General features: G+C 62.0%; 20 protein-coding genes, 4 tRNA genes and 1 pseudogene. 19 read left to right on the top strand and 6 right to left on the bottom strand.

From position 1 onward, the window contains the following. The first annotated feature begins 153 nt into the window (after positions 1-153). The 8 genes from clpP (at position 154) to AC4QBL_RS08885 (ending at position 6,020) form a co-directional block, all read left to right on the top strand. Entirely contained in the window at positions 154-771 is a 618-nt protein-coding gene (gene clpP / locus AC4QBL_RS08920; RefSeq protein ID WP_304840021.1) for an ATP-dependent Clp endopeptidase proteolytic subunit ClpP, read from the top strand. 146 nt (positions 772-917) lie between these two features. Next, positions 918-2,183 carry an ATP-dependent Clp protease ATP-binding subunit ClpX gene (gene clpX / locus AC4QBL_RS08915; RefSeq protein ID WP_472901448.1) on the top strand — a complete coding sequence of 422 codons (1,266 nt, stop codon included), beginning with the start codon at positions 918-920 and terminating at the stop codon, positions 2,181-2,183. Positions 2,184-2,284: 101 nt separating this feature from the next. After that, a complete protein-coding gene (gene lon, locus AC4QBL_RS08910) occupies positions 2,285-4,717 on the top strand; it encodes an endopeptidase La (RefSeq protein WP_472901449.1) in 2,433 nt (810 codons plus the stop codon). Positions 4,718-4,794: 77 nt separating this feature from the next. Then, positions 4,795-4,870 (top strand) — tRNA-Gly (locus AC4QBL_RS08905). A 72-nt stretch (positions 4,871-4,942) separates the two neighbouring features. Beyond that, a tRNA-Cys gene (locus AC4QBL_RS08900) sits at positions 4,943-5,016 on the top strand. A 24-nt stretch (positions 5,017-5,040) separates the two neighbouring features. Next, positions 5,041-5,116: transfer RNA gene (locus tag AC4QBL_RS08895), tRNA-Gly, on the top strand. 149 nt (positions 5,117-5,265) lie between these two features. After that, a tRNA-Leu gene (locus AC4QBL_RS08890) sits at positions 5,266-5,354 on the top strand. A gap of 42 nt (positions 5,355-5,396) precedes the next feature. Then, complete coding sequence (locus AC4QBL_RS08885) at positions 5,397-6,020, top strand: DUF6806 family protein (RefSeq protein ID WP_472901450.1); 624 nt, start codon at positions 5,397-5,399, stop codon at positions 6,018-6,020. A gap of 414 nt (positions 6,021-6,434) precedes the next feature. On the opposite strand, the gene AC4QBL_RS08880 is transcribed toward AC4QBL_RS08885, so the two are convergent. From AC4QBL_RS08880 to AC4QBL_RS08870, 3 genes are all read right to left on the bottom strand, one after another. Further along, positions 6,435-6,845, bottom strand: coding sequence for a DUF4332 domain-containing protein (locus AC4QBL_RS08880; protein ID WP_472901451.1), 411 nt, complete (start codon positions 6,843-6,845; stop codon positions 6,435-6,437). A gap of 161 nt (positions 6,846-7,006) precedes the next feature. Further along, positions 7,007-7,819: a glutamate racemase gene (gene murI, locus AC4QBL_RS08875; RefSeq protein ID WP_472901452.1), complete on the bottom strand. Its 813-nt coding sequence runs from the start codon at positions 7,817-7,819 to the stop codon at positions 7,007-7,009. Next, on the bottom strand, positions 7,816-9,369 hold the full coding sequence (locus AC4QBL_RS08870; protein ID WP_472907296.1) for a fumarate hydratase: 1,554 nt from the start codon (positions 9,367-9,369) through the stop codon (positions 7,816-7,818). Before AC4QBL_RS08870 ends, murI begins: the two co-directional genes overlap by 4 nt. Positions 9,370-9,522: 153 nt before the next feature. On the opposite strand from AC4QBL_RS08870, the gene fumC reads away from it, so the two are divergent. Next, on the top strand, positions 9,523-10,920 hold the full coding sequence (gene fumC / locus AC4QBL_RS08865; protein WP_472907295.1) for a class II fumarate hydratase: 1,398 nt from the start codon (positions 9,523-9,525) through the stop codon (positions 10,918-10,920). A 47-nt stretch (positions 10,921-10,967) separates the two neighbouring features. Here the strand turns inward: fumC and AC4QBL_RS08860 are convergent, their stop codons facing one another. Continuing rightward, positions 10,968-11,840 carry an ion transporter gene (locus tag AC4QBL_RS08860; RefSeq protein WP_472901455.1) on the bottom strand — a complete coding sequence of 291 codons (873 nt, stop codon included), beginning with the start codon at positions 11,838-11,840 and terminating at the stop codon, positions 10,968-10,970. A gap of 165 nt (positions 11,841-12,005) precedes the next feature. Between AC4QBL_RS08860 and acs the strand changes: the two genes are divergently transcribed. Then, positions 12,006-14,000: an acetate--CoA ligase gene (gene acs / locus AC4QBL_RS08855; RefSeq protein WP_472907294.1), complete on the top strand. Its 1,995-nt coding sequence runs from the start codon at positions 12,006-12,008 to the stop codon at positions 13,998-14,000. A 91-nt stretch (positions 14,001-14,091) separates the two neighbouring features. Here acs and AC4QBL_RS08850 read toward each other — a convergent pair whose 3' ends face one another. Next, positions 14,092-14,397 carry a c-type cytochrome gene (locus AC4QBL_RS08850; RefSeq protein WP_472901457.1) on the bottom strand — a complete coding sequence of 102 codons (306 nt, stop codon included), beginning with the start codon at positions 14,395-14,397 and terminating at the stop codon, positions 14,092-14,094. 121 nt (positions 14,398-14,518) lie between these two features. Between AC4QBL_RS08850 and AC4QBL_RS08845 the strand changes: the two genes are divergently transcribed. Beyond that, positions 14,519-14,761: a TIGR04438 family Trp-rich protein gene (locus AC4QBL_RS08845; protein ID WP_472901458.1), complete on the top strand. Its 243-nt coding sequence runs from the start codon at positions 14,519-14,521 to the stop codon at positions 14,759-14,761. Between the two features lie 12 nt (positions 14,762-14,773). Here the strand turns inward: AC4QBL_RS08845 and ilvD (AC4QBL_RS08840) are convergent, their stop codons facing one another. Continuing rightward, on the bottom strand, positions 14,774-16,477 hold the full coding sequence (gene ilvD, locus AC4QBL_RS08840) for a dihydroxy-acid dehydratase (protein ID WP_472901459.1): 1,704 nt from the start codon (positions 16,475-16,477) through the stop codon (positions 14,774-14,776). A 159-nt stretch (positions 16,478-16,636) separates the two neighbouring features. Here ilvD (AC4QBL_RS08840) and ilvD (AC4QBL_RS08835) point away from each other — a divergent pair, with 159 nt between their 5' ends. From ilvD (AC4QBL_RS08835) to AC4QBL_RS08800, 8 genes and pseudogenes are all read left to right on the top strand, one after another. Continuing rightward, on the top strand, positions 16,637-18,496 hold the full coding sequence (gene ilvD / locus AC4QBL_RS08835; protein WP_472901460.1) for a dihydroxy-acid dehydratase: 1,860 nt from the start codon (positions 16,637-16,639) through the stop codon (positions 18,494-18,496). A gap of 78 nt (positions 18,497-18,574) precedes the next feature. After that, positions 18,575-19,378 carry a prolipoprotein diacylglyceryl transferase gene (gene lgt / locus AC4QBL_RS08830; protein WP_472907293.1) on the top strand — a complete coding sequence of 268 codons (804 nt, stop codon included), beginning with the start codon at positions 18,575-18,577 and terminating at the stop codon, positions 19,376-19,378. Between the two features lie 176 nt (positions 19,379-19,554). Next, positions 19,555-20,222: pseudogene (locus AC4QBL_RS08825) on the top strand (GntR family transcriptional regulator). A 54-nt stretch (positions 20,223-20,276) separates the two neighbouring features. Continuing rightward, positions 20,277-20,486 carry an FCD domain-containing protein gene (locus tag AC4QBL_RS08820; RefSeq protein ID WP_472907292.1) on the top strand — a complete coding sequence of 70 codons (210 nt, stop codon included), beginning with the start codon at positions 20,277-20,279 and terminating at the stop codon, positions 20,484-20,486. Next, positions 20,483-21,811 carry a malonyl-CoA decarboxylase domain-containing protein gene (locus tag AC4QBL_RS08815; protein ID WP_472907291.1) on the top strand — a complete coding sequence of 443 codons (1,329 nt, stop codon included), beginning with the start codon at positions 20,483-20,485 and terminating at the stop codon, positions 21,809-21,811. Before AC4QBL_RS08820 ends, AC4QBL_RS08815 begins: the two co-directional genes overlap by 4 nt. Positions 21,812-21,839: 28 nt before the next feature. Then, positions 21,840-22,826, top strand: coding sequence for a Bug family tripartite tricarboxylate transporter substrate binding protein (locus AC4QBL_RS08810; RefSeq protein ID WP_472907290.1), 987 nt, complete (start codon positions 21,840-21,842; stop codon positions 22,824-22,826). A gap of 2 nt (positions 22,827-22,828) precedes the next feature. Then, positions 22,829-23,596, top strand: a complete 768-nt coding sequence (locus AC4QBL_RS08805) for an enoyl-CoA hydratase/isomerase family protein (protein WP_472907289.1) — start codon at positions 22,829-22,831, stop codon at positions 23,594-23,596. A 38-nt stretch (positions 23,597-23,634) separates the two neighbouring features. Continuing rightward, on the top strand, positions 23,635-25,188 hold the full coding sequence (locus tag AC4QBL_RS08800) for a malonate--CoA ligase (protein WP_472901466.1): 1,554 nt from the start codon (positions 23,635-23,637) through the stop codon (positions 25,186-25,188). Positions 25,189-25,247 lie beyond the last annotated feature (59 nt).

Here is a 25,247-nt window from a genome sequence, read left to right as displayed (position 1 = left end):
GGGCGGAGTATTCCGCCCTTTTTTTTGACTTTGGCTTGCCTTTCGCGGTCTGCACGCCATATGGACAGTCTGGTCAAGCCCGTGACCGGGTAACGGCCTTCCCAGGTTGGTTACAGTAGTGGCATCGCGACCAATCAATACACGGAGAAACGCATGAGCGCAATGGATATTCAAGGCTTGGGCATGGTGCCCATGGTGATCGAGCAGTCGGGCCGCGGCGAGCGCGCGTACGACATCTATTCGCGCCTGCTCAAGGAACGCGTGATCTTTCTGGTGGGCCCGGTGAACGATCAGTCTGCCAACCTGGTGGTGGCGCAGTTGTTGTTTCTGGAAAGCGAAAATCCGGACAAGGACATTTCGTTCTACATCAACTCCCCCGGTGGGTCGGTGAGCGCCGGTATGGCGATTTTTGACACCATGAACTTCATCAAGTCCGACGTGTCTACACTGTGCATCGGCATGGCGGCCAGCATGGGTGCTTTCTTGCTGTCGGCTGGCGCCAAGGGCAAGCGTTTCGCGTTGCCCAACTCTAAGATCATGATTCACCAGCCTCTGGGCGGAACCCAGGGCCAGGCCACCGAAATCGAGATTCACGCCCGTGAAATTTTGAAGACGCGTGACCAGCTCAACAAGATTCTGGCCGAGCGCACTGGCCAGCCGCTGGAAAAAATTGAACGTGATACCGAGCGCGATTACTACCTTTCGGCTGCCGAGTCGGCCGAATACGGCCTCATCGACAAGGTGATCGACAAGCGTCCCGGCGCCGTCTGAGTTTCCACGGCGCTGTGCTCTGTCTGACATGCGCCGCACGAAGGGGAAAGCGCCGAAACCGGTGCTTTTCACCCGTTTGCCCCCTGGCAGCCTTGAACTATCATCGTTGCTGCTTGCACTTTCCGTTTCCAAGACCCTAAAGACTTATGGCCGACAAAAAAGCCACCTCCAGTGAAAAAGCGCTCTACTGCTCGTTTTGTGGCAAGAGCCAACACGAGGTCAAGAAGCTGATCGCTGGCCCTTCGGTCTTCATCTGCGACGAGTGCATTGATCTTTGCAACGACATCATCCGTGACGAGTTGCCCGGTCTGGAGTCGGTCAAGGCTGCTGGCGATGACGTACCCACGCCCGCCGAGCTGAAGTCCAACCTGGACAACTACGTGATTGGCCAAGACCCGGCCAAGCGTGCCCTGGCGGTTGCGGTGTACAACCACTACAAGCGCCTACGCCACAAGCTCACGGCCCGCAAGGACGACGTGGAACTGGCCAAAAGCAATATTTTGCTGATCGGCCCCACAGGCTCTGGCAAAACGCTGCTGGCTCAGACCATGGCGCGCATGCTCAATGTGCCCTTCGTCATGGCCGACGCGACCACCCTGACCGAAGCCGGTTATGTGGGCGAAGACGTGGAAAACATCGTGGCCAAGCTCTTGCAGAGCTGCAACTACGATGTCGAGCGCGCGCAGCAGGGCATCGTTTACATCGACGAAATCGACAAGATCACCCGCAAGTCGGACAACCCGTCCATCACCCGTGACGTGTCGGGTGAGGGCGTTCAGCAGGCCTTGCTGAAGCTCATCGAGGGCACCATGGCCTCGGTGCCTCCGCAAGGTGGTCGCAAACACCCGAACCAGGATTTTCTGCAGGTGGACACCACCAACATCCTGTTCATCTGCGGCGGCGCGTTTGCCGGCCTTGAAAAGATCATCGAAAACCGCACAGAAGCCTCGGGCATGGGTTTTGGTGCGCTGGTCAAGAGCAAGCAGCAGCGCAGCCTGACCGAAGCCTTCAAGGAAATCGAGCCAGAAGACCTGATCAAGTTCGGTCTGATCCCCGAGTTGGTGGGCCGTGTGCCCGTCATTGCCGCGCTGTCTGAACTCAGCGAGGACGCACTGGTCGAAATCCTCACCGAACCCAAAAACGCCGTGGTGAAACAGTTTTCCCGCCTGCTGTCCATGGAAGGTGCCGAGTTGGAGGTGCGTCCTGCAGCGCTCAAGGCGATTGCCCGCAAGGCGCTGGCCCGCAAGACGGGCGCCCGCGGTTTGCGCTCCATCCTGGAAAATGCGCTGATCGACACCATGTTTGAGTTGCCAGGGATGAGCAACGTTGAGAAAGTGGTGGTCGACGAGTCCACCATTGACGAAAACAAACCACCGCTGCTGGTGTACCGCGAAGCTGCCAAGCAGGCCTGACCACCATCCCCAGCGGATGGGAGCCTGCTTTTTAATGTCATCGATGCGTCCGGTTGATATCGCCCGCATCAACCCTACCTGCTGATTTTGCTGAGGTTGAAATGTCCGGACATACCCCCTTGCCCAGTTCGCCGGTTGACCTGCCCCTGTTGCCCTTGCGCGATGTGGTGGTCTTCCCGCACATGGTGATTCCGCTGTTTGTGGGTCGCCCGAAAAGTATCAAAGCACTTGAAGCTGCCATGGAGGCCGAGCGCCGCATCATGCTGGTGGCGCAAAAGGCCGCAGCCAAGGACGAGCCTTCCACGGAAGACATGTTTGAGATGGGCTGCGTGGCCACCATCTTGCAAATGCTCAAGCTGCCCGACGGTACCGTGAAGGTGCTGGTTGAAGGCCTTCAGCGGGCCAAGGTGCTCGACATTCGCGACGGTGACACCCATTTCGTGGCCAATGTGACCCCCGTTGACCCGTCGACCGAGCGCGCCGACACGCAGTCCACCGAGCTTGAGGCGCTGCGCCGCGCGGTGATGCAGCAGTTTGACCAGTACGTCAAGCTCAACAAAAAGATCCCCTCCGAGATCTTGACGTCGATCTCCAGCATCGACGACCCAGGTCGCCTGGCCGACACCATCGCTGCCCACCTGCCGCTCAAGCTGGAGTCCAAGCAGGTGGTGCTGGACCTCGACCCGGTCAACAAGCGCCTGGAAAACCTGTTTGAACAGCTCGAGCGCGAAGTCGACATCTTGAACGTCGACAAAAAAATCCGCGGTCGCGTCAAGCGCCAAATGGAAAAGAACCAACGCGACTTCTATCTGAACGAGCAGGTCAAGGCGATCCAGAAAGAACTGGGCGAAGGCGAAGAGGGCGCCGATATTGAAGAGATCGAGAAGAAGATCAAGGCCGCCAAAATGCCCGCTGATGCGCGCAAAAAGGCCGACGCCGAATTCAAAAAGCTCAAGCTGATGTCGCCCATGTCTGCCGAAGCCACGGTGGTGCGCAACTACATCGATGCACTGGTGGCGTTGCCATGGAGCAAGAAGACCAAGATCAAGCACGACCTGGCGCACGCTGAAGCCGTGCTCAACGAAGATCATTACGGTCTAGACAAGGTCAAGGACCGCATCCTCGAATACCTTGCGGTTCAGCAGCGCGTGGACAAGGTGAAGGCGCCCATCTTGTGCTTGGTGGGTCCGCCCGGCGTGGGCAAGACCTCGCTGGGGCAGTCAGTTGCCAAGGCCACCGGACGCAAGTACGTTCGTATGGCGCTGGGTGGTATGCGCGACGAGGCCGAGATTCGCGGCCACCGCCGCACCTACATTGGTGCGATGCCAGGCAAGGTGTTGCAAAGCCTGAGCAAAGTGGGCACACGCAACCCGCTTTTCTTGCTGGACGAGATCGACAAACTGGGCACCGATTTCCGTGGTGACCCTTCCAGCGCTTTGCTGGAAGTGCTTGACCCCGAGCAGAACCACACCTTCGGGGATCACTACGTCGAAGTGGACTTTGACCTGTCCGATGTCATGTTTGTGGCCACGTCGAACTCGATGAACATCCCGCCGGCGCTGCTGGACCGGATGGAAGTGATCCGCCTGTCGGGTTACACCGAAGACGAAAAGACCAACATCGCCATGCGCTACCTGCTGCCCAAGCAGCTGAAGAACAACGGTATTCGAGACGGTGAGATGGAGGTTCAGGAGTCTGCGGTGCGTGACATCGTGCGCTACTACACCCGAGAAGCCGGCGTGCGTTCGCTTGAGCGCGAGCTGGGCAAGATCTGCCGCAAGGTGGTGAAGGGCCTGCTGCTCAAAAAATACACCCCCACCGTGGTGGTCAACTCAGACAACCTCAACGATTTTCTGGGTGTGCGCAAATACAGCTATGGCCGTGCTGAAGCGCAAAACCAGGTGGGGCAGGTGGTGGGACTGGCGTGGACCGAGGTCGGCGGCGATTTGCTCACCATCGAAGTGGCGATCATGCCCGGCAAAGGCGTGATCACCCGCACCGGATCGCTGGGCGATGTGATGAAAGAGTCGGTTGAGGCAGCGCGCACCGTGGTACGCAGCCGTTCCCGTTCACTGGGCATCAAAGACGAGCAATTCGACAAGCGAGACATCCACATTCACGTGCCCGACGGCGCGACACCGAAAGACGGCCCCAGCGCGGGTGCAGCCATGACCACGGCCCTTGTCTCATCGCTCACGGGCATTCCCGTGCGTGCGGATGTAGCCATGACCGGGGAGATCACCCTGCGCGGTGAGGTCACGGCCATTGGCGGTCTCAAAGAAAAGTTGCTGGCCGCATTGCGTGGCGGCATCAAGACCGTGATCATTCCGGAAGAGAACGTGAAGGATCTGGCGGAGATTCCGGACAACGTGAAGGAAGGTCTGGAGATCGTTCCGGTGAAGTGGATCGACAAGGTGCTGGCGATCGCGCTGGAGCGTTTGCCCGTGCCTTTGACCGACGAAGAGGTGGCCGCCCAGGTGGCTGCAGCGTCGGCCCGGCCTGCGGCAACGGCGCCGGATGCTGTCAAGCACTGAGCAAAAAGTTGCTAGGGGCTTGAAAACCAGCGTTTTTTTGCGCTAGAATTTCAGCTTCTGGCAGACGTTAGAAACATGCGGGATTAGCTCAGTTGGTAGAGCGATACCTTGCCAAGGTATAGGTCGAGAGTTCGAGTCTCTTATCCCGCTCCAAATTAAAAAGGGAAGCCCTGCTTCCCTTTTTTGTCGGTGATGTTGCAGTTGGCTTTGGTGCCAGTTGCATTTGGCGCGATAGCAAATCGGTTATGCAACGGATTGCAAATCCGTCTAGCCCGGTTCGACTCCGGGTCGCGCCTCCAGTCGCTGGCAAGCGGCACACGTATGCGGGATTAGCTCAGTTGGTAGAGCGATACCTTGCCAAGGTATAGGTCGAGAGTTCGAGTCTCTTATCCCGCTCCAATCTCTAAAAGGAAGCTTTGCTTCCTTTTTTTGTTGGTGGCTCAAATGTGTTGACGGCAAGCCTTTACAGGCCACGGCGGAACCGCGCAATGGTCTTCGCGCAGGCTCCCCCCAAAGTCCAGATGTCGAACCTGCGACAATGACGGCCAGCCTCGATGGTGAAATTGGTAGACACAGCGGACTTAAAATCCGCCGGCTTTAACAGGCCGTACCGGTTCGATTCCGGTTCGAGGCACCACCGCTAGGTTTTTTCCGGTTTCGCCGGTACAGTGAGTTTCCCATGACCCGATACAACGCACCCTTCGAAATCCATGTGCATGGAGACGTGCCGCTGCGCGAAGATGTGGTGTTCAGCCAGATCCAAGACGCGCTCAAGCCGCTGTGGCAATACGCCGGCGCACGCTCTCTGGCCGCCGCCGCCGAGAGCGCCTACGAAGACGAGCCTGGCATCCGTTTCGATGCGGCTGCGCACGTGCTGCAGATGTGCTGGACCGTTCCCGGCGACGAAGACTTTCGGCAGGTGATCGAGGAAGCTTGCATGGGCCTGAACGAAATCGCCTCGGCCGGAGCGCCGTTGGAGGTGTCTTTTTACGACACCGAATACGACGAGGAAGACGAGTCTTCTGAAGAAGAAGCCCGCGACGACTTCATGATGTGCTTTGTCGGTCCGACGCCAGCAGCGATCATGCAGGTACAGCGCGACTTGCTCGTTCAGGACGTGGTGCACATCATGGAGCGCCACTTTGACGCGGCCGAGCTTGGTGATGTGGTGGTGGCCATTGACAAGCTGTTTACTGAGCGTTTTGACGCCCTGGTGAACTCGATGCAGCTGGGCCGTCCGCCCCGTGGACACGGTGGCCCTTCGGGGCACGGTGGACCGCGCAAGCCTCGCCATTTGCACTGATCATCAAGCGTGGTGTCCTGCTGGCCACAACCTGGCAGTGGTTCTCTGGTTCGCCGCAGCCCCCTGCTGTCTTTTGCACGGGCTCAATGTAGTCGTCGGGCCGTGCCATGGCGGGTAGGTTGGCCACGCCAAAACAGCGGGTTGAGATTTATGGTCTGTGGACTTTTGCAACCCGTCTGGCCACTATCCTTGGGCCCTTGAGTTGTGGGCTCACTTCGACGACAGGAGAGGGGCGTCAACCAGCGCAGCTGCCCATTGGCCTCACTGGTGCGTTGTTCTTGGGGGTTTGGCCTTGTTGATTCCGGTGAACATGCAGCGCGGCCATGCCGCCACACTGGCCGGACCAGCGCCCCGTCAGACAAGAAAAATGGCCCCGCAGGGCCATGTGACTGTCGCGTGCCCGGGGTAGAGCCTTCAGTATTCAAGCATTCGTGGCAGGCCTTTGGCCTGCTCGACCCACTTTGTCACTTCGGCTTCGGTGGGGACGCGGCGGACCAGTTTTTTCGTGGCGTTGAGTTCGGCCATAGCCGTCGTCAGGTTGTCTGCCCGGCGGCGGGCCAACTCGGGCACCGTGTCCACCCCGGCGGCTTCCAGCAAGTCGGCGTACTCCGAGCCCACACCGCTGATGCGGTACAGGTCGACCATGTTGGCAAATCTCAGCAGCTGCTTTTCCGTCAGGCCGGCTTTGGCTGCAAGGGCCTTGCGCAGGGCCGGTGTTTTGGCCTGGTTCAGCAGGGAGTCCGTGTCTGCTACGCCAGCGTTATTCAATTTTTCGCCGATGACTGGGCCGATACCCTCAACATCGTTGATCTTTTTGTTGGCCATGCCTTGCGTTCCTTTCAGAGGTGGTTGAGACGAACACCGTTGAGGTGCACGCTTGCCAATGTACTGAATTGGTGTCGTTTAGGCCAGAGGGGGTGTCCGCAGGGTGTGTCAGGCATCACACGATGCGTGTGGCGGTGTGGCGCTCAGGTCAAGCGAAAAGCTCAGCAGATCAGTGGCGCTGCGGTGGCTGAGGTGGGTAGCCAGCACTGTGCGGCCTGCGTAAGCGCAGCTGGGTCGCCTGTGCAAAGCAGTTGTAGCCTGGGGTGTGCGACATCACCGCGATGGTCTGCCGCGTCGAGTCCTAGAACCGCCCTGGTGCGGCGGGCCACGGGCAGGCCGGTTTCCACCAACATGATGCCAGGGCCACAGAGCTGGCTCAGAACATCTGCCGCGAAGGGGTAGTGGGTGCATCCCAGTACCAGGGTATCGATGGGCGGGGAGGGGTCTTGCCGCGTTTGCACGGCCTGCAGATAGCGCTGGCAAAGCCGCTGGGTGGTGTTGGCGTCGCCGCGCTCAATGGCATCGGCCAGTCCGTCGCAAGGTTGGCAGCTGAATTGAGCACTGGGAGCGGATGCCTCGACGCGGGAGCGCAGTTGAGCAAAACGCGCACTGTCCAGGGTGCCGCGTGTGGCGAGCACGCCAATGTGCCCGCTGCGGCTCATTTGGGCTGCGGTTTTCAGGGCCGGCTCCACGCCCACAATAGGCAGGTGCGGGTAGGCCAGGCGCAAGTCGTCAATCGCCATGGCTGTGGCGGTGTTGCAGGCCACCACCAGCGCATCAACAGCATGGTGCTGCAAAAGGTAGGCCGCGATGCGGCTGGAGCGGTCGACAACAGCTTGGGCGCTGCGCTCGCCATAGGGGGCGAAGGCGCTGTCGGCCACATAAACAAACTGGGCTTCTGGAATTTCAGCCAGCAAGGCACGCAGCACGCTCAGGCCACCCACCCCGCTGTCAAAAATTCCGATGGTTTTCAAGCGCTGGCGACGGCAATGCCTTTGAACTCGCCAGTGGCGATGCGCTTGCTCCACTCGGCCGGGCCGGTGATGTGGGCGCTGGTGCCACCCGAATCCACGGCCACGGTCACGGGCATGTCCACCACGTCGAATTCGTAGATGGCTTCCATGCCCATGTCGGCAAAGCCCACCACTTTGGCATGCTTGATGGCCTTGGATACCAGGTAGGCAGCGCCGCCCACGGCCATGAGGTAGGCTGACTGGTGTTTTTTGATGGCTTCAATAGCGACCGGGCCACGCTCGGCTTTACCAATCATGGCGATCAATCCGGTCTTGGCCAGCATCATTTCGGTGAATCCGTCCATGCGGGTGGCGGTGGTGGGGCCAGCGGGACCCACGGCTTCGTCGCGCACCGGATCGACCGGGCCCACGTAGTAAATGACGCGGTTGGTGAAGTCCACCGGCAGGGGCTCCCCCTTGGCCAGCATGTCCTGGATGCGCTTGTGCGCGGCGTCGCGACCGGTGAGCATCTTGCCGTTGAGCAGCAGGGTCTGGCCCGGCTTCCAGCTGGCCACCTCGGCGGGCGTGAGCGTGTCAAGGTTGACGCGCTGGCTCTTCTGCGTGTCGGGCGTCCAGTCGACGTTGGGCCACAGGTCGAGGCTCGGTGGGTCCAGGTAGACCGGGCCGCTGCCGTCGAGCACAAAGTGGGCGTGGCGCGTGGCCGCGCAGTTGGGGATCATGGCCACGGGCTTGCTGGCCGCGTGGGTGGGGTACATCTTGATCTTCACATCGAGCACGGTGGTCAGGCCGCCCAGGCCCTGCGCGCCAATGCCGAGCGCGTTGACTTTCTCAAACAGCTCCAGGCGCATCTCATCGACCTTGCTGAGCTTCTCGCCCTTGGACGCCTTGGCCTGCAGTTCGTACATGTCCAGGTCGTCCATCAGGCTTTCCTTGGCCATGAGCACCGCTTTTTCAGCGGTGCCGCCGATACCGATGCCCAACATGCCCGGCGGGCACCAGCCGGCGCCCATGGTCGGTACGGTTTTCAGCACCCAGTCCACCACGCTGTCGCCGGGGTTGAGCATGACCATCTTGGACTTGTTTTCCGAGCCGCCGCCCTTGGCGGCCACGGTCACTTCCACCGTGTTGCCGGGCACGATCTCGGTAAAGATCACGGCGGGGGTGTTGTCCTTGGTGTTCTTGCGGTCGAACTGCGGGTCGGCCACCACGCTGGCGCGCAGCGTGTTGTCGGGGTGGTTGTAGCCCTGGCGCACGCCTTCGTTGATGGCGTCGTCCAGGCTGCCGGTGAAGCCGTCCCAGCGCACGTCCATGCCCACCTTCAGGAACACGTTGACGATGCCGGTGTCCTGGCAGATCGGGCGGTGACCGGTGGCGCTCATCTTGCTGTTGGTCAGGATCTGAGCGATCGCGTCTTTCGCGGCCGGGCTCTGCTCGCGCTCGTAAGCGCGGGCCAGGTGGGCGATGTAGTCGGCCGGGTGGTAGTAGCTGATGTACTGCAGGGCGGCGGCGACGGATTCGATCAGGTCGTTCTGGCGGATGCTCGTGGTCATGGCGTGGGTGTTGTGTGCAAGTGGGTTGGCTTGGATATGGGCTTGGATGGCACTGGCCGCGTTGCATACGCGGCGATGACTCTGCTACGGTGTGCGCAACATGTTATTTTGACAGGTCAGCCCTTGGGCTGGCTGACGACCAGAGGCTTCGCCATGAATGCTGAATCAGAGACCCGCGACGAGTCGGATAGCATGGGCCCCATTGCGGTGCCCGCTCAGCGTTTGTGGGGTGCGCAGACGCAGCGCTCGCTGGCGCATTTCAACATTTCAGGCGAGCGCATGCCGAGCGAGCTGATTGATGCGCTGGCGAGGGTGAAGCGGGCTTGCGCCGTGGTCAACGCGCGCCTGGCCGGACTAGACGCGGACAAGTCGCAAGCCATCGTGGCCGCGGCTGACGAGGTGATTGGCGGCCAGCAAGCGGTTGAATTCCCGTTGATGGTCTGGCAGACCGGCTCGGGGACGCAAACCAACATGAATTTGAACGAGGTGCTGGCCAATCGGGCGAGCGAGTTGCTGGGCGGGCCGCGGGGCGCCGGCCGCCTCGTGCATCCGAACGACGACGTGAACCGAAGCCAGTCGTCGAACGACGTGTTTCCCACCGCCATGCACCTGGCCGCCGTGCTGGGCCTGATGCAGCGCTTGCTGCCGGCGCTGGCCGACCTGCACACCACGCTGTCTGCCAAAGCGGCGGCTTTTGACGCGATCGTGAAAATTGGCAGAACCCATTTGCAAGACGCAACCCCGCTGACGCTGGGACAGGAAATGTCCGGCTGGGCGGCACAACTGTCGCACTCGGATCGGCATGTGCGTGCGGCGCTCCCTCATTTGTGTGAGCTGGCCCTTGGCGGCACAGCGGTGGGCACCGGGCTCAATGCACCGGCTGGTTTCGATGTGTCCGTGGCGGCCGAACTGGCCCGCCACACGGACATGCCACTGGTCACAGCACCCAACAAGTTTGAGGCGCTGGCCAGTTGCGATGCGCTGGTGCACGCCCATGGTGCTTTGAAAACGCTGGCCGCTGGCCTGATGAAGATCGCCAACGACGTGCGTTGGCTGGCGAGTGGGCCACGTTGTGGCTTGGGTGAAATTTCGATTCCCGAGAACGAGCCCGGGTCGTCCATCATGCCGGGGAAGGTCAACCCGACTCAGTGTGAGGCGCTCACCATGTTGTGTTGTCAGGTCATGGGCAACGACGTGGCCATCAACATGGGCGGCGCATCGGGCAATTTTGAACTCAACGTGTTCCGGCCCATGATTGCGCACAATTTTCTGCAAAGTGTGCGGCTGCTGAGCGATGGGATGCGCAGTTTTCGCGAGCATTGCGCAGAGGGCATCGAGCCGAATGTGGGCCGCATGGCCGAGATGGTGGAGCGCTCGCTGATGCTGGTGACCGTCTTGAATGCGCACATTGGCTACGACAAGGCGGCGGAGATCGCCAAAAAGGCCCATCGGGACGGCTCGACCTTGCGCGCTGCAGCGCTGGCTCTGGGCCATGTGACCGGGGATCAGTTTGACCTGTGGGTGGACCCGGCCGCCATGGTGGGGCGCTAGGTAAGAGCCACACCACAGGCACCTTTCGCATTCAGCCGAGCTTTGTTTCAGCGGGGCGCGCTGTTCGCGCCGAGCACGCCGTCAGCGCCGCGCAGCAGGCCCTTGAGTTCGCCGATTTCCTGGCGCAGCAGTTGCACCTCTGCATGCAACTGATGCTCAATGGACTGGCCGACCTGCTCCACCGCTTCCACTGTGGATTGGTGTTCGCCTTCGTTGAAGGTCTGCATCGCGTTGACGATGATCGCGATGAACAGGTTGAGCATCGTGAAAGTGGCGAACAAGATGAAGATGATGAAGAAAATCCAGGCGAAAGGCGCCACTTCCATCACCGGCCGGGCGATGCCCATCGACCAGCTCTCCAGCGTCATGATCTGGAACAGTGTGTACAGCGACCGGCCGAGGTGTCCAAACCAGTCCGGGAAGTCGACGCCAAACAGGTGCGTGGCGATGACGGCGAAAACATAAAAGACCAGCAGCAGCACCAGCGCAATCGACGAAAGCCCCGGGATGGCAGAAAGCAGCGCCCCCACCACCCGGCGCATGGAGGGCACCATGGTGAGCATGCGCAGCACCCGCAGCACGCGCAGGGCACGCAGCACCGCGAAGGGCCCGCTGGCAGGAATGAGTGCAATGCCCACCACCGCAAAATCAAACAGGCTCCACGGGTCGCGGAAAAATGCTGCGCGGTGGACGTAGAGGCGCAGGGCAATCTCCAGCACGAACACCACCAGGATGGCCCGGTCGAAGGCGAGCAGGGTGTTGCCGTATTGGGCCATCAGGGCTGGTGAGGTCTCCAGTCCCATCAGCACCGCATTGATCACGATCAAGCCAATGATGAACCGCTGAACGCGAGCACTGGCCAGGAATGCGCCAAGTCGCAGGCGCAAGCTTGGGTTGGGAACGGAGTGTGTGTCGGGCATGGTTGCCTGAAGGGCCTGGGTGATGGGGGGCTTGATTTTAGGGCGCGTCCCAATGTTCTGCCGTTCGTCAGGCTATGCAAGCCGCCGGCCATGTAAGTGGCTCGTAAGAGCCTTTGCGCACATTCGATGGCTGATCTGTTACCCATACACCCGAGGAGACTGCCCATGTCCGCACCGTCGACGTCCATCCAATCCACCCTGGTCGAAAACCGCGTTTTTGAACCCACCGAGGCCACGGTGAAGGCCGCCCGCATTTCGGGCATGGATGCCTACAACGCGCTGTGTGCCGAGGCAGAAATCGACTTCGAGGGTTTCTGGGCCAAACGCGCTCGTGAAACCTTGACCTGGCACAAGCCCTTCACCAAAACGCTGGACGAGTCGAACGCTCCCTTCTACAAGTGGTTCGAAGATGGCGAGTTGAACGCTTCGTACAACTGCCTGGACCGCCACATGGGCACCCCGGTGGAAAACAAGACCGCCATCATCTTCGAAGCCGATGGCGGCGAAGTGACCAAGGTGACTTACAAGGAACTGCTGGCCAAGGTCTCCCAGTTCGCCAACGCGCTCAAGGCCAAGGGTGTGAAGAAGGGCGACCGCGTCGTCATTTACATGCCCATGACCATTGAAGGCGTGGTGGCCATGCAGGCATGTGCCCGCATCGGCGCCACCCACAGCGTGGTGTTCGGTGGCTTCTCGGCCAAGGCCCTGCAAGAGCGCATCCAAAACGCCAGCGCCGTGGCCGTGATCACAGCCAATTACCAGCTGCGCGGCGGCAAAGAGCTGCCGCTCAAGTCCATCGTGGACGAAGGCATCGCCATGGGCGGCTGCGATTGCGTGAAAGACGTGATCGTGTTCCAGCGCACCCCCACCGCGGTCAACATGGTCGCCGGTCGCGACAGTTTCATGCACGACGTGATGGCTGCCGAGTCGACCGATTGCCCGGCGGAAATGGTGAGCGCCGAGCACCCGCTGTTTGTGCTTTACACCTCGGGTTCCACCGGCACGCCCAAGGGCGTGCAGCACAGCACCGGTGGCTACCTGCTGTGGGCCAACCTGACCATGAACTGGACCTTCGACCTGAAGGACAGCGACGTGTTCTGGTGCACCGCCGACATCGGCTGGATCACCGGCCACACCTACGTTGCCTATGGCCCGCTGGCCGCAGGCGCCACGCAAATCGTGTTTGAAGGCGTGCCCACCTACCCGAACGCTGGCCGCTTCTGGCAGATGATCGAGAAGCACAAGTGCACCATTTTCTACACCGCACCCACGGCCATCCGCTCGCTGATCAAGGCCGCTGAGGGTGACGAGAAAGTGCATCCGGCGCGCTCCGATCTGAGCAGCTTGCGTCTGCTGGGTTCGGTGGGCGAGCCCATCAACCCAGAAGCCTGGATGTGGTACTACAAGCACGTGGGCGGCGAGCGCTGCCCCATTGTGGACACCTTCTGGCAGACCGAAACCGGTGGTCACATGATCACGCCGCTGCCTGGCGCAACGCCACTGGTGCCAGGTTCGTGCACGCTGCCGCTGCCGGGCATTACCACCGCCATCGTGGACGAGACGGGCAACGACGTGCCCAACGGCGCAGGCGGCATCCTGGTGGTCAAGCGCCCATGGCCTTCGATGATTCGCACCATCTGGGGTGACCCCGAGCGCTTCAAGAAAAGCTACTTCCCTGAAGAGCTCAAGGGCTACTACCTGGCCGGCGACGGCGCCGTGCGCAGCCTAGACCGCGGCTACTTCCGCATCACGGGCCGTATTGACGACGTGCTGAACGTGTCGGGCCACCGCATGGGTACGATGGAAATCGAATCCGCGCTGGTGGGCAAGACCGACCTGGTGGCCGAAGCCGCTGTGGTGGGCCGTCCGGACGACCTCACCGGCGAAGCCATTGTGGCCTTCGTGGTGCTCAAGCGTTCGCGCCCCACCGGCGACGAAGCCAAAGCCATTGCCAAGGTGCTGCGCGACTGGGTGGGCAAAGAGATCGGCCCGATCGCCAAGCCCAAAGACATCCGTTTCGGTGACAACCTGCCCAAGACCCGCTCGGGCAAGATCATGCGCCGCCTGCTGCGCTCGATCGCCAAAGGTGAAGCTATCACCCAGGACACCTCCACCCTGGAGAACCCGGCCATCCTGGATCAATTGTCTGAAAACAATTGATGCTGTGAATATGCCTGAGCGCCGCAAGGCGTTCAGGCAACAAAAAACCCGCTGAGATTCAGCGGGTTTTTTGTTTTCAAAGGAACTGAAATTACTTTTGGCTCAGCACCCAGGCAGCCAGCTTCTTGGAGTCAGCTTCGCTGACCTGCGGATTGGCTGGCATAGGGATCGCACCCCACACGCCCGAACCACCCTTGATGATCTTGGTGGCCAGCATGTCGAGCGCTTTCGCGTCGCCAGCGTATTTCTTGGCCACGTCCTTGTAAGACGGGCCCACCAGCTTCTTGTCAGCGGCATGGCAAGCCATGCAATTTTTGCTTTTGGCCAGCGCTTCGTCAGCAATGGCCGGTGCAGCGATGGCGGCCATGGCGGCCATAATCAGAAGAGCGCGTTTCATGTGTTGTCCTTGTGCAATGGGGAAGTGGTGCAGACGCCTCAATTTTAACGGTTCCCCCGGCTCAGATACGGTCGGTTACAGTTTCTTGCCGGGCTTTATCGGGCCTTTACTGGAGGGTGTGATGTTTTTCCTGTTCACGGGCATGGGCCTGATGCTGCTGAAGTATTTTGAGATCGGTTTTGTGGCTGATCTCTCCTGGTGGTGGGTCTTGTCGCCCTTTGCCATGGCGGTGGCCTGGTGGGCCTGGGCCGACACCACCGGCTACACCAAACGCAAGGCCATGGAGCGGATGGACCAGAAAAAGCAGGATCGCATTGACCGCCAGCGCGAGGCGCTGGGCATCAAGAGCAAGCGGCGCAAATAAACGGCGTACGCGTCAGTAGTTGTCCAGCACGGCGCCCTTGCTGGCGCTGGACGCGTTGAAGGCAAACTTGGCTTGCACGCCCCGCGTGTAGCGCGGAGCCGGAGCGGTCCAGCCTGCCTTGCGCCGTGCAATTTCGCTCTCAGGCACGTTGAGCTCCAGTTTCAGGGCGTGGGCGTCGATGGTGATGCTGTCGCCTTCTTCGACAAAGGCGATGGTCCCGCCCGCGGCGGCCTCGGGCGCCACATGCCCGACCACCATGCCCCAGGTGCCACCCGAGAAGCGGCCGTCGGTGATGAGGCCCACACTCTCCCCCAGGCCGGCGCCAATGAGGGCGCCCGTGGGGGCCAGCATCTCGGGCATGCCCGGGCCGCCCTTGGGGCCGAGGTAACGCAGCACCATCACGTCACCGGCTTTTATCTTGCCGTCCAGGATGGCCTTGAGAGCCGACTGTTCGTCTTCAAACACGCGGGCGGGTCCGGTCATAACTGGATTTTTCAGGCCCGTGATCTTGGCCACACAGCCTTCGGGAGACAGGTTGCCCTTGAGGATGGCCAGGTGGCCCTGCTTGTACATCGCGTTCTCGATTGTGTGGATCACGCTCTGCTCAGGTGGCGCGTCCGGCACGTCTTTCAGCACCTCGGCAATGGTCTGGCCGGTGATGGTGATGCAGTCGCCGTGCAACAGGCCGGCGTTCAGCAGCATTTTCATCACCTGCGGAATGCCGCCTGCAACGTGCAAGTCCACGGCCAGCGCCTTGCCGCTGGGCTTCAGGTCGCACAGCACCGGGGTGCGCTGGCGGATGCGCTCGAAGTCGTCGATGCTCCACTCCACGCCCGCGCAATGCGCAATGGCCAGGAAGTGCAGCACTGCGTTCGTCGACCCGCCGGTGGCCATGATCACGGCCACCGCGTTTTCAATGGATTTGCGCGTGACGATGTCGCGTGGCTTGATGTCCTGGCGGATGGCTTCGATCAGCACCCGGGCCGACTCTTTGGCCGAGGCCACCTTTTCTTCGTGCACGTTGGCCATGGTGGAGGAGTAGGGCAGCGAGATGCCCAGGGCCTCGAAGGCCGAGCTCATGGTGTTGGCGGTGTACATGCCGCCGCAGGAGCCGGTGCCGGGGATGGCGCGTTTCTCGATCTCCAGCAGGTCGGCGTCGCTCATGTTGCCGGCGGCGTTTTGGCCCACAGCCTCGAACACGCTGACGATGTTGAGGTCTTCGCCCTTGTACTTGCCCGGCAGGATGGTGCCGCCGTACACATAGATGGCCGGCACGTTGGCGCGCAGCATGCCCATGAGGCCGCCGGGCATATTCTTGTCACACCCGCCAATGACGACTACGCCGTCCATCCACTGGCCTTGCACGCAGGTTTCCACGCAATCGGAAATCACCTCGCGGGAAACCAGCGAATACTTCATACCCTCGGTGCCCATGGCCATGCCGTCTGAAATGGTCGGGGTGCCAAACACCTGGGCGTTGCCGCCGGCTTCCTCAATGCCCGCAATCGCTGCGTCGGCCAGTTTTTGCAGGCCCGAGTTGCACGGCGTGATGGTGCTGTGTCCGTTGGCCACGCCCACCATGGGTTTCACGAAATCGCCTTCTTGGTAGCCCATGGCGTAGTACATGGATCGGTTGGGCGCTCGCGACTTGCCTTGGGTGATGTTCGCGCTGCGGTTGTTGATGGGCTGGATCGGGATGGTTTTGGATTCGGCCATGGTGGGTCTCTTCGGTCGGGTGGGTGGGCGTTGGTGTGCCGTGTTCATGGGCTTGGCGGTCACCCCGCCTTATAGCCCACGCGGCATAACCCGCTGCGGGGTGGGCGATAATTGAGGCCGCTTTTTCCTTCCCTGAACCCTTCCAGTCGAAGCCTCACCATGCCCGCTTACCGCTCCAAAACTTCCACCGCCGGCCGCAACATGGCAGGTGCCCGTTCCCTGTGGCGTGCCACCGGCATGAAAGACGGCGACTTTGAAAAGCCAATCATCGCCATCGCCAACTCGTTCACCCAGTTCGTGCCCGGCCATGTGCATTTGAAAGACCTGGGCCAGCTGGTGGCCCGAGAGATTGAGGCGGTGGGCGGTGTGGCAAAAGAATTCAACACCATTGCCGTGGACGATGGCATTGCCATGGGCCACGACGGCATGCTGTATTCCTTGCCCAGCCGAGAGCTGATCGCCGATTCGGTGGAGTACATGGTCAATGCCCACTGCGCCGACGCGCTGGTGTGCATTTCCAACTGCGACAAGATCACCCCCGGCATGTTGATGGCGGCGATGCGCCTGAACATCCCGGTGGTGTTCGTGTCGGGTGGCCCCATGGAAGCCGGCAAGGTGCGCCTGGCCAACCCGCAATCGCAGGTGGTGGAGTTCAAGAAGCTGGACCTGGTGGATGCCATGGTGATGGCGGTGGACGACAAGGTGAGCGATGCCGAACTGGCCGAAGTGGAGCGCTCGGCTTGCCCAACCTGCGGTTCCTGCTCGGGCATGTTCACGGCCAATTCCATGAACTGCCTGGCCGAAGCACTGGGTCTGGCGCTGCCGGGCAACGGCACCGTGCTGGCCACGCACGCTGACCGCGAGCAACTGTTCAAGCGGGCAGGGCGCCTGGCCGTGGACCTGTGCCGCCGCTACTACGAGCAGGAAGACGCCTCGGTGCTGCCGCGCTCCATGGGTTTCAAGGCCTTCGAGAACGCGATCACGCTCGACATCGCCATGGGCGGCTCGACCAACACCATCCTGCACATCCTGGCCATTGCGCGAGAGGCCGAGATTGACTTCACCATGGCCGACATCGACCGTCTGTCGCGGGTTGTGCCGCAGCTGTGCAAGGTGGCGCCCAACACCAACAAGTACCACATTGAGGACGTGCACCGCGCGGGCGGCATCATGGCCATCCTGGGTGAGCTGGACCGTGCCGGCAAGTTGCACACCGATGTGCCCACCATCCACGCGAAGACCATGAAGGACGCACTGGACGCCTGGGACATTGCGCGCAACCCGTCGGAAGAGGTCAAGACCTTTTACCGGGCAGGCCCGGCCGGTATCCCCACCCAGGTGGCATTCAGCCAGGCCACGCGCTGGCCCAGCCTGGACGTGGACCGTGCCGAAGGCTGCATCCGCTCAGGCGAACACGCTTTCTCGCAAGAGGGCGGCCTGGCCGTGCTGCGCGGCAACATTGCGCTGGACGGCTGTGTGGTGAAAACCGCGGGCGTGGATGAATCGATTCTGGTGTTTGAAGGCTCGGCCTTTGTGACCGAGTCGCAAGACGAAGCGGTGGCGCAGATCCTGGCCGACAACGTGAAGGCCGGCGACGTGGTGATCGTGCGCTACGAAGGCCCCAAGGGTGGCCCCGGCATGCAGGAAATGCTGTACCCGACCAGCTACATCAAGTCCAAAGGCCTGGGCAAAGCCTGCGCTCTGCTGACCGACGGGCGCTTTTCTGGCGGTACATCGGGCCTGTCCATTGGCCACTGCTCGCCCGAAGCGGCCGCGGGCGGCGCCATTGGCCTGGTGCGCAACGGTGACAAGATCCGCATCGATATTCCCAACCGCAGCATCAACCTGCTGGTGAGTGACGAAGAGCTGGCCCAGCGCCGTGCCGAACAAGATGCCAAGGGCTGGAAACCGACCCTGCCGCGCCCGCGCAAGGTGTCGGCCGCGCTCAAGGCCTATGCGTTTCTCGCCACCTCGGCCGACAAAGGCGCTGTGCGCGACCTGTCGCTGCTTGGCGATTGAACCTCCGCCAGCGGTGCGGGCCGGCAAGCCGGTGCCGCTCGGGTCATCGGGTGGCGCTTGCGTGCACAATCGCAGACCATGCTGATCCATCCTCAAATTGACCCTGTCGCGCTGCAGCTCGGGCCCGTGGCCATTCATTGGTACGGGCTGACCTACCTCGCCGCTTTTGGCCTCTTCATGCTGCTGGCCAATGCCCGCTTGCGGCATCTGCCGTTTGCCGCCGTACAGCAGCCCGCTCCCTGGGTGCGGCGCGATGTGGAAGACATCCTTTTTCTTGGCGTCATGGGCGTCGTGCTGGGTGGGCGCGTGGGCTACTGCCTGTTTTACAAGCCTGCTTATTACCTGGCGAACCCGCTGGAGATCTTTGCCGTCTGGCAAGGTGGCATGAGCTTTCACGGCGGTTTGCTGGGCGTGATGTTGGCCATGGTCTGGTACGCGCGCAGCCGGCAACGGCCGTTCATGCAGGTCATGGACTTTGTGGCGCCATGTGTGCCCACGGGACTGGCGGCCGGCCGCCTGGGCAATTTCATCAACGGCGAACTCTGGGGCCGTGTGGCCGACCCTTCGCTGCCCTGGGGCATGGTGTTTCGTGGCGCGGGTGACCTGCCCCGACACCCGTCGCAGGCCTACCAGTTCTTGCTGGAAGGGCTCTTGCTGTTTGTGGTGTTGTGGCTTTATGCGCGCAAACCGAGGGCCAGAGGCCAGGTTTCGGCGGTGTTTCTTCTGGGCTACGGTGTGTTCCGTTTTATTGCTGAATTTTTCCGCGAGCCCGACGCACATCTGGGCCTGCTGTCGCTTGGCATGAGCATGGGGCAGTGGTTGTGCGTTCCCATGATCCTGGGTGGTGCCGGCCTGTGGTGGTGGTTTGGTCGCAAGGTCTGACGTCTTGCCTTCACAGCCTCACGCAGGCTGAGGCGCGCTCACAGGGCGCCGCTTGCGCGGCACAGGGCTCGGTGGTTGGGCCAAGCCAGCCAGCTGCCGACCGATTCGAGGGTAAACACCACGGCAAGGCATCGCGCTGACGCTCTAAAATTATTCGTAATTACAGGTGATTACGAATGCGCGTGGTACTCAATTCTCTGCATGACGAAGTGGCGGCCCAGTTGCGGGAACGCATCTTTTCGGGCGTGATGGCGCCCGGCAGTTTTGTGGACGAACTGGCTTTGTGCAGCGAACTGTCGATCTCGCGCACACCGCTGCGTGAAGCGCTCAAGGTGCTCACGGCCGAAGGCTTGTTGCACCACCAGCCGCGCCGCGGCTGTTTCGTGAGCGAGATCACCGAGCGCGATCTGGACGAAATCTTCCCGGTGATCGCCTTGCTGGAAGGGCGCTGCGCCTACGAGGCCGCCAACAACGCCAGCAACGCCGACCTCGACGCGTTGGAGCAGTTGCACGAGCGGCTCAACCGCCATGCGCAGGCCCGCCGCATCAACGACTACTACGAAGCGAATTTCGCCATCCACGAAGCCATCATCACCCTGGCCAACAACCGCTGGTTGGCGCAGGTGATTGGTGACTTGCGCAAGCTCGTCAAGCTCGCGCGGCTGCAGCAATTGCACGCACCGGGCCGCCTGGAGCAGAGCCTCTCAGAGCACATGGCGGTGTTTGCGCTCTGAAGGCGCGTGATGCCGAAGGCGCAGAGGCGGCCATGCGCACCCACCTGACGCGCCAGCGCGTGGCCCTGCGCGAACTCGCGCGCAACCAGACCTCACGGATCACGGCATGAACACCACCGACTGGATCGTTCAACAACCGCTGGCTGGCGCAGGTGATTGGTGACTTGCGCAAGCTCGTCAAGCTCGCGCGGCTGCAGCAGTTGCACGCACCGGGCCGCCTGGAGCAGAGCCTTTCAGAGCACATGGCGGTGTTTGCCGCGCTGAAGGCGCGTGATGCCGAAGGCGCAGAGGCAGCCATGCGCACCCACCTGACGCGCCAGCGCGTGGCCCTGCGCGAACTTGCGCGCAACCAGACCTCACGGATCACGGCATGAACACCACCGACTGGATCGTTCAACGCGTGGCGCGGCTCAAGCCGGCGTCGGGCACGGCACCGCGCTCGACGCAGGACCGCCTCAAGGCGACGCTGCGCCAGGGACCCGAAGCGTTGTCCCCGCGCGCGCTGCGCCATGTGCTGGATGACTTGCGGGCCATCGTGGACCCGCTGGTGAGCGAGGTGGAGGGTGGTCGCCGCGCCCAGGCGGTGATGGACTGGTACGCCAGCGCGCCCGCGCCGCAGCGGCGCGACCTGTGGCTGCTGATGAGCGAACGTTTCATGGCCGACCCGGTGCAGGTCAAGCAGGCGCAGGCCCAACTGGAAGCCGCGGTTGGCACCCCCGACGAGGCGGCGGCCGAGGTGATTTTCCGGCGTGCAACTGTTTCGCCGCGGCGCAGGTTGCTGCAGCGCTTCAGCGCCCACCAGGACGGTGTGCGCTTTCTGGTCGATTTGCGCGCTGAAATGCAGGGCGCACTGAAGACCGACAAGCGCCTGCTGGCCCTGGACGTGGAGATGGAATACATGTTCTCCACCTGGTTTGACGTGGGCTTTCTGGAGCTGCGCCGCATCAGCTGGGACTCGCCGGCTTCGCTGGTGGAAAAGCTCATCAAATACGAGGCGGTGCACGACATCCGCAGCTGGGCCGATGTGAAGAACCGGCTCGACAGCGACCGGCGGTGCTACGGCTTTTTCCACCCGCGGCTGCCGGGTGAACCGCTTATTTTTGTGGAAGTGGCGCTGGTCAACGAGATCGCCACCAGCATCACCCCGCTGCTGGACGAGGCCGCTGCCCCAGCCGATCTGGAGCGCGCCACCACCGCCATTTTTTATTCCATCAGCAACACCCAGCCCGGCCTGCGCGGCGTGAGCTTTGGTGACTCGCTCATCAAGCAAGTGGTGGAAACGCTGCACCAGGAATTCCCCCGGCTCAAGACATTCGCCACCTTGTCTCCCATTCCCGGCCTGCGTGGCTGGCTGATGAAAAACGCACCGGCCGACCTGCTCAAGGCCTGGGAGCGTGTTGCCGAAATGCCTGAAAACGCACCCGAACGGCGGGCCTTGCTGGGTTGGGCTGCGCGCTATCTGGGCGCCGAGCTGCAAGATGGCAAGCCGGTGGACCCGGTGGCTCGCTTTCACCTGGGCAATGGCGCATGTGTGGAGCGCCTGAACTGGGCCGCCGATCCCTCAGCCAAGGGCCTGAAACAGTCGTACGGGTTGATGGTGAACTACCTTTACGACCTGAAGCGGCTCGACAAACACCGCGCCATGCTGGCGCAAGCAAAGATCCCGACAGCCCGCGCGATCAAGGACCTCTACCTGTGACGCGCACATTACAACCCTGGAGACAAGCATGAACAACGACCTGAATCGACGAGATATTTTGTGTGCCGCTATCGCAGGCGCCGCTGTTTACAGCACCGCAGGCCACGCGCAGGCAACCTGGCCCAGCCGGCCGGTGAACCTGGTGGTGCCATTCCCCGCCGGTGGCGGCACCGATGCTTTCGCCCGTCCGATGGGTGCCCAGTTCACACGCCTGACGGGCAAGTCACTGGTGATTGACAACCGGGGTGGCGCCGGGGGCACGCTGGGCGCGGGCGTCGCGGCCAAAGCGGCACCCGATGGCTACACGCTGTTCATGGGTGCTGTGCACCACGCCATTGCGCCGAGCATGTATCCCCGCCTGGACTACGACATCGAAAAAGACTTTGTGCCACTGATCCTGGTGGCCACCGTGCCCCAGGTGCTGGTGGTGAACAGCAAGAAATACGAAGGCATGGATTTCAAGGCGTTTCTGGCGCGGGTCAAATCCAACCCGGGCAAGCTCAACTACGGCTCGGCGGGCAGTGGCACTTCACACCACATGGCGGGCGAGTTGTTCAAGCAGCAGACCAAGACCTTCATCACACACATTCCCTACCGCGGCGCCGGCCCTGCGCTGAACGACCTGATTGCCGGTAATGTGGACATGATGTTTGACGGCCTGGGCTCTTCGGCGGGCCACATCAAGGGTGGGCGCATCAAGGCGCTGATGGTGTCGGGCAGCAAGCGCAACGCCGCGTTCCCCGACGTGCCCTGCGCCGCCGAACTGGGCCTGCCCGACTACACGGTGACCACCTGGTACGGCATCTGGGCGCCGGCGGGCACACCGGCCGATGTGCAGGCTCGCGCGATCGAAGAGATTGCTCGCGCCGTCAGCGCCGACGAAAGTCGCGCCATCTGGGCTGGGCAAGGCGCTGAGTTTGCCAACGTGCGTGGCCCCCAGTTCGACGCCTTTGTGAAGGGTGAAGTCCGCCGGTGGGCGCAGGTCGTCAAGGCCTCTGGCGCCAAGCTTGACTGAGTATGTCGGGCGCTGTTCTGCTGCAATGTGATGGCGCGCTGGCCCGGGTGACGCTGAGCCATCCGGGCCGCTTCAACGCCATGTCCCGTGCGATGTGGCGCGCCTTGAAGGTCGTGTTTGAAGACTTGCAGACCCGCACCCATGTGCGCGCCGTGCTGGTGGGCGGAGAGGGCGGGCATTTTTGTGCCGGTGGTGACATCAGCGAATACCCGTCGTTTCGTTTTGACGAAGCGGGCTTGCGCGACTTCCACGAAAACGACGTGTGGGGCGGCCTGAGCGCCATGCTGGCCTGCGACCTGCCGCTGTTTGCGCAAATCGAAGGCAACTGCATGGGCGCCGGGGTCGAAATTGCCAGCTGCTGCGACGTGCGCCTGGCCGGGCAGGGCGCGCGCTTCGGTGCCCCGATTGCCCGCCTGGGTTTTCCCATGGCGCCGCGCGAGGCTCAGCTGGTGGCCCGAGAAGTCGGGTTGGCCACCGCCCGCGAGATGCTGCTGGAAGCCACCGTGTTGGACGCGGCCGAAATGAAGCAGCGCGGGTTTTTGCAGGCGGTCTGGCCCGACGCTGAGGTGGCCGGGCAAGCGCTTTTGCGAGCGCAGCGGGCCACCCAACTGGCGCCACAAGCCGCCCGCCTGAACAAACAGACCTTGCGCAGCCTGTCGGCCCAACCCGTACCACCTGAGCTGATGGCTGGCGCCTATGAGTACGCCAACAGCGCCGAACACCGCGAAGGTGTGGGCGCTTTTATGGCGAAGCGCAAACCTGCTTTTTGATTTATTGAACCACCCTTCTTGAAACCCGTGGCCAAACCATGACCAACCACAACCTGTTCGCTGCGCTGCGCGCGGCTTTCCCCGACGACCTGGACCGCGTGGCGGTGGAAACTGTGGACCCGGACGGCCCCAGCCTGTGCTACAGCTGGCGCGACCTGGACCGCGCCACCGCCATGGTGGCCAACTTGCTGGCTTCGCTGGACCTGCCCGCAGGCGCGCGCGTGGCCGTGCAGGTTGAAAAATCGGTGGAAGCGCTGGTGCTTTACTTGGCCACGCTGCGAGCGGGCTATGTGTTTTTGCCGCTCAACACCGCCTACCAAAGCGCCGAAATTGAATATTTCGTAGGCAACGCCGAACCCGCCGTGGTGGTGTGCAGCCCGAAAAACTTTGGCTGGGTGTCCAAGATTGCCTTCAACGCCGGCACGCGCCATGTGTTCACCCTGGACGACGCGCGCAACGGCAGCCTGCTGGAGCGCGCCGCCCACCACAGCGATGTGCACACCCCCGCTGTGTGCGCCGCCGATGATCTGGCGGTGATCATCTACACCAGCGGCACCACCGGGCGCAGCAAAGGGGCCATGCTGTCGCACGGCAACGTGTTGAGCAACGCCCAGGTGTTGCGCAGCTACTGGGCCTGGCAGCCAGACGACGTGCTGATCCACGCCTTGCCGATCTTCCATGTCCACGGTTTGTTTGTGGCCATTCACGGTGCGCTCATCAACGGCAGCCCCATGCTGTGGCTCAACAAGTTTGATGCGCCCACGGCGGTTTCGCTCTTTCCCCGCGCCACGGTGTTCATGGGGGTTCCCACGCTGTACGTGCGCATGCTGGCCGAGCCCACCCTGACGCGGCAGCAGGCGGCGCACATGCGGCTGTTCATTTCGGGCTCGGCGCCCTTGTTGATCGAAACCTTCAACGAATGGCAGGCCCGCACGGGCCACACCATCCTGGAGCGCTACGGCATGAGCGAAACCGTGATGCTCACGTCCAACCCCTGCGGCCCCGATGCCCGCTACGCCGGTGAGCGCGAGCGGCGCGGCAGCACCGTGGGTTTCCCGCTGCCTGGCGTGGAACTGCGTGTGGTGGACGACGCGGGCTTGCCGCTGACCGCGGGTGAGATCGGTGGGATTCAGGTGCGCGGCCCCAATGTCTTCAAGGGTTACTGGCGCATGCCAGAAAAAACCGCCGAAGAATTCACCGCCGATGGATTTTTCAAAACTGGCGATGTGGGGCGCGTGGACGCCAGGGGCTACGTGTGCATCGTGGGGCGCAGCAAAGACCTGATCATTTCCGGTGGCTACAACGTCTACCCGGCCGAGATTGAAGGCTTCATCAACGAGCTGGCCGGTGTGGCTGAAAGTGCGCTGGTGGGCGTGCCCCACCCCGACTTTGGCGAAGTGGGCGTGGCCGTGGTCATTGCCAAGCCTGGCGCCACGCTGAACGCGGATCAGATCATTGCCGCGCTCAAGTCCAATCTGGCCAATTTCAAGATCCCCAAGCGCTGTTTCGTGGTCAGCGAACTGCCCCGAAACACCATGGGCAAGGTGCAAAAGAACTTGCTGCGCGAGCAGTACAAAAACGAGTTCGCCTGAAAAAACGAAACGCGCTACGGGCAACGATCCGGAGCGCGTGACTCAAACCCAGAACGCGG

Source organism: Hydrogenophaga sp. L99, assembly GCF_058731905.1.
Note: the sequence above shows the minus strand (reverse complement) of the source record. Positions and strands in the feature narration are given on the sequence as shown.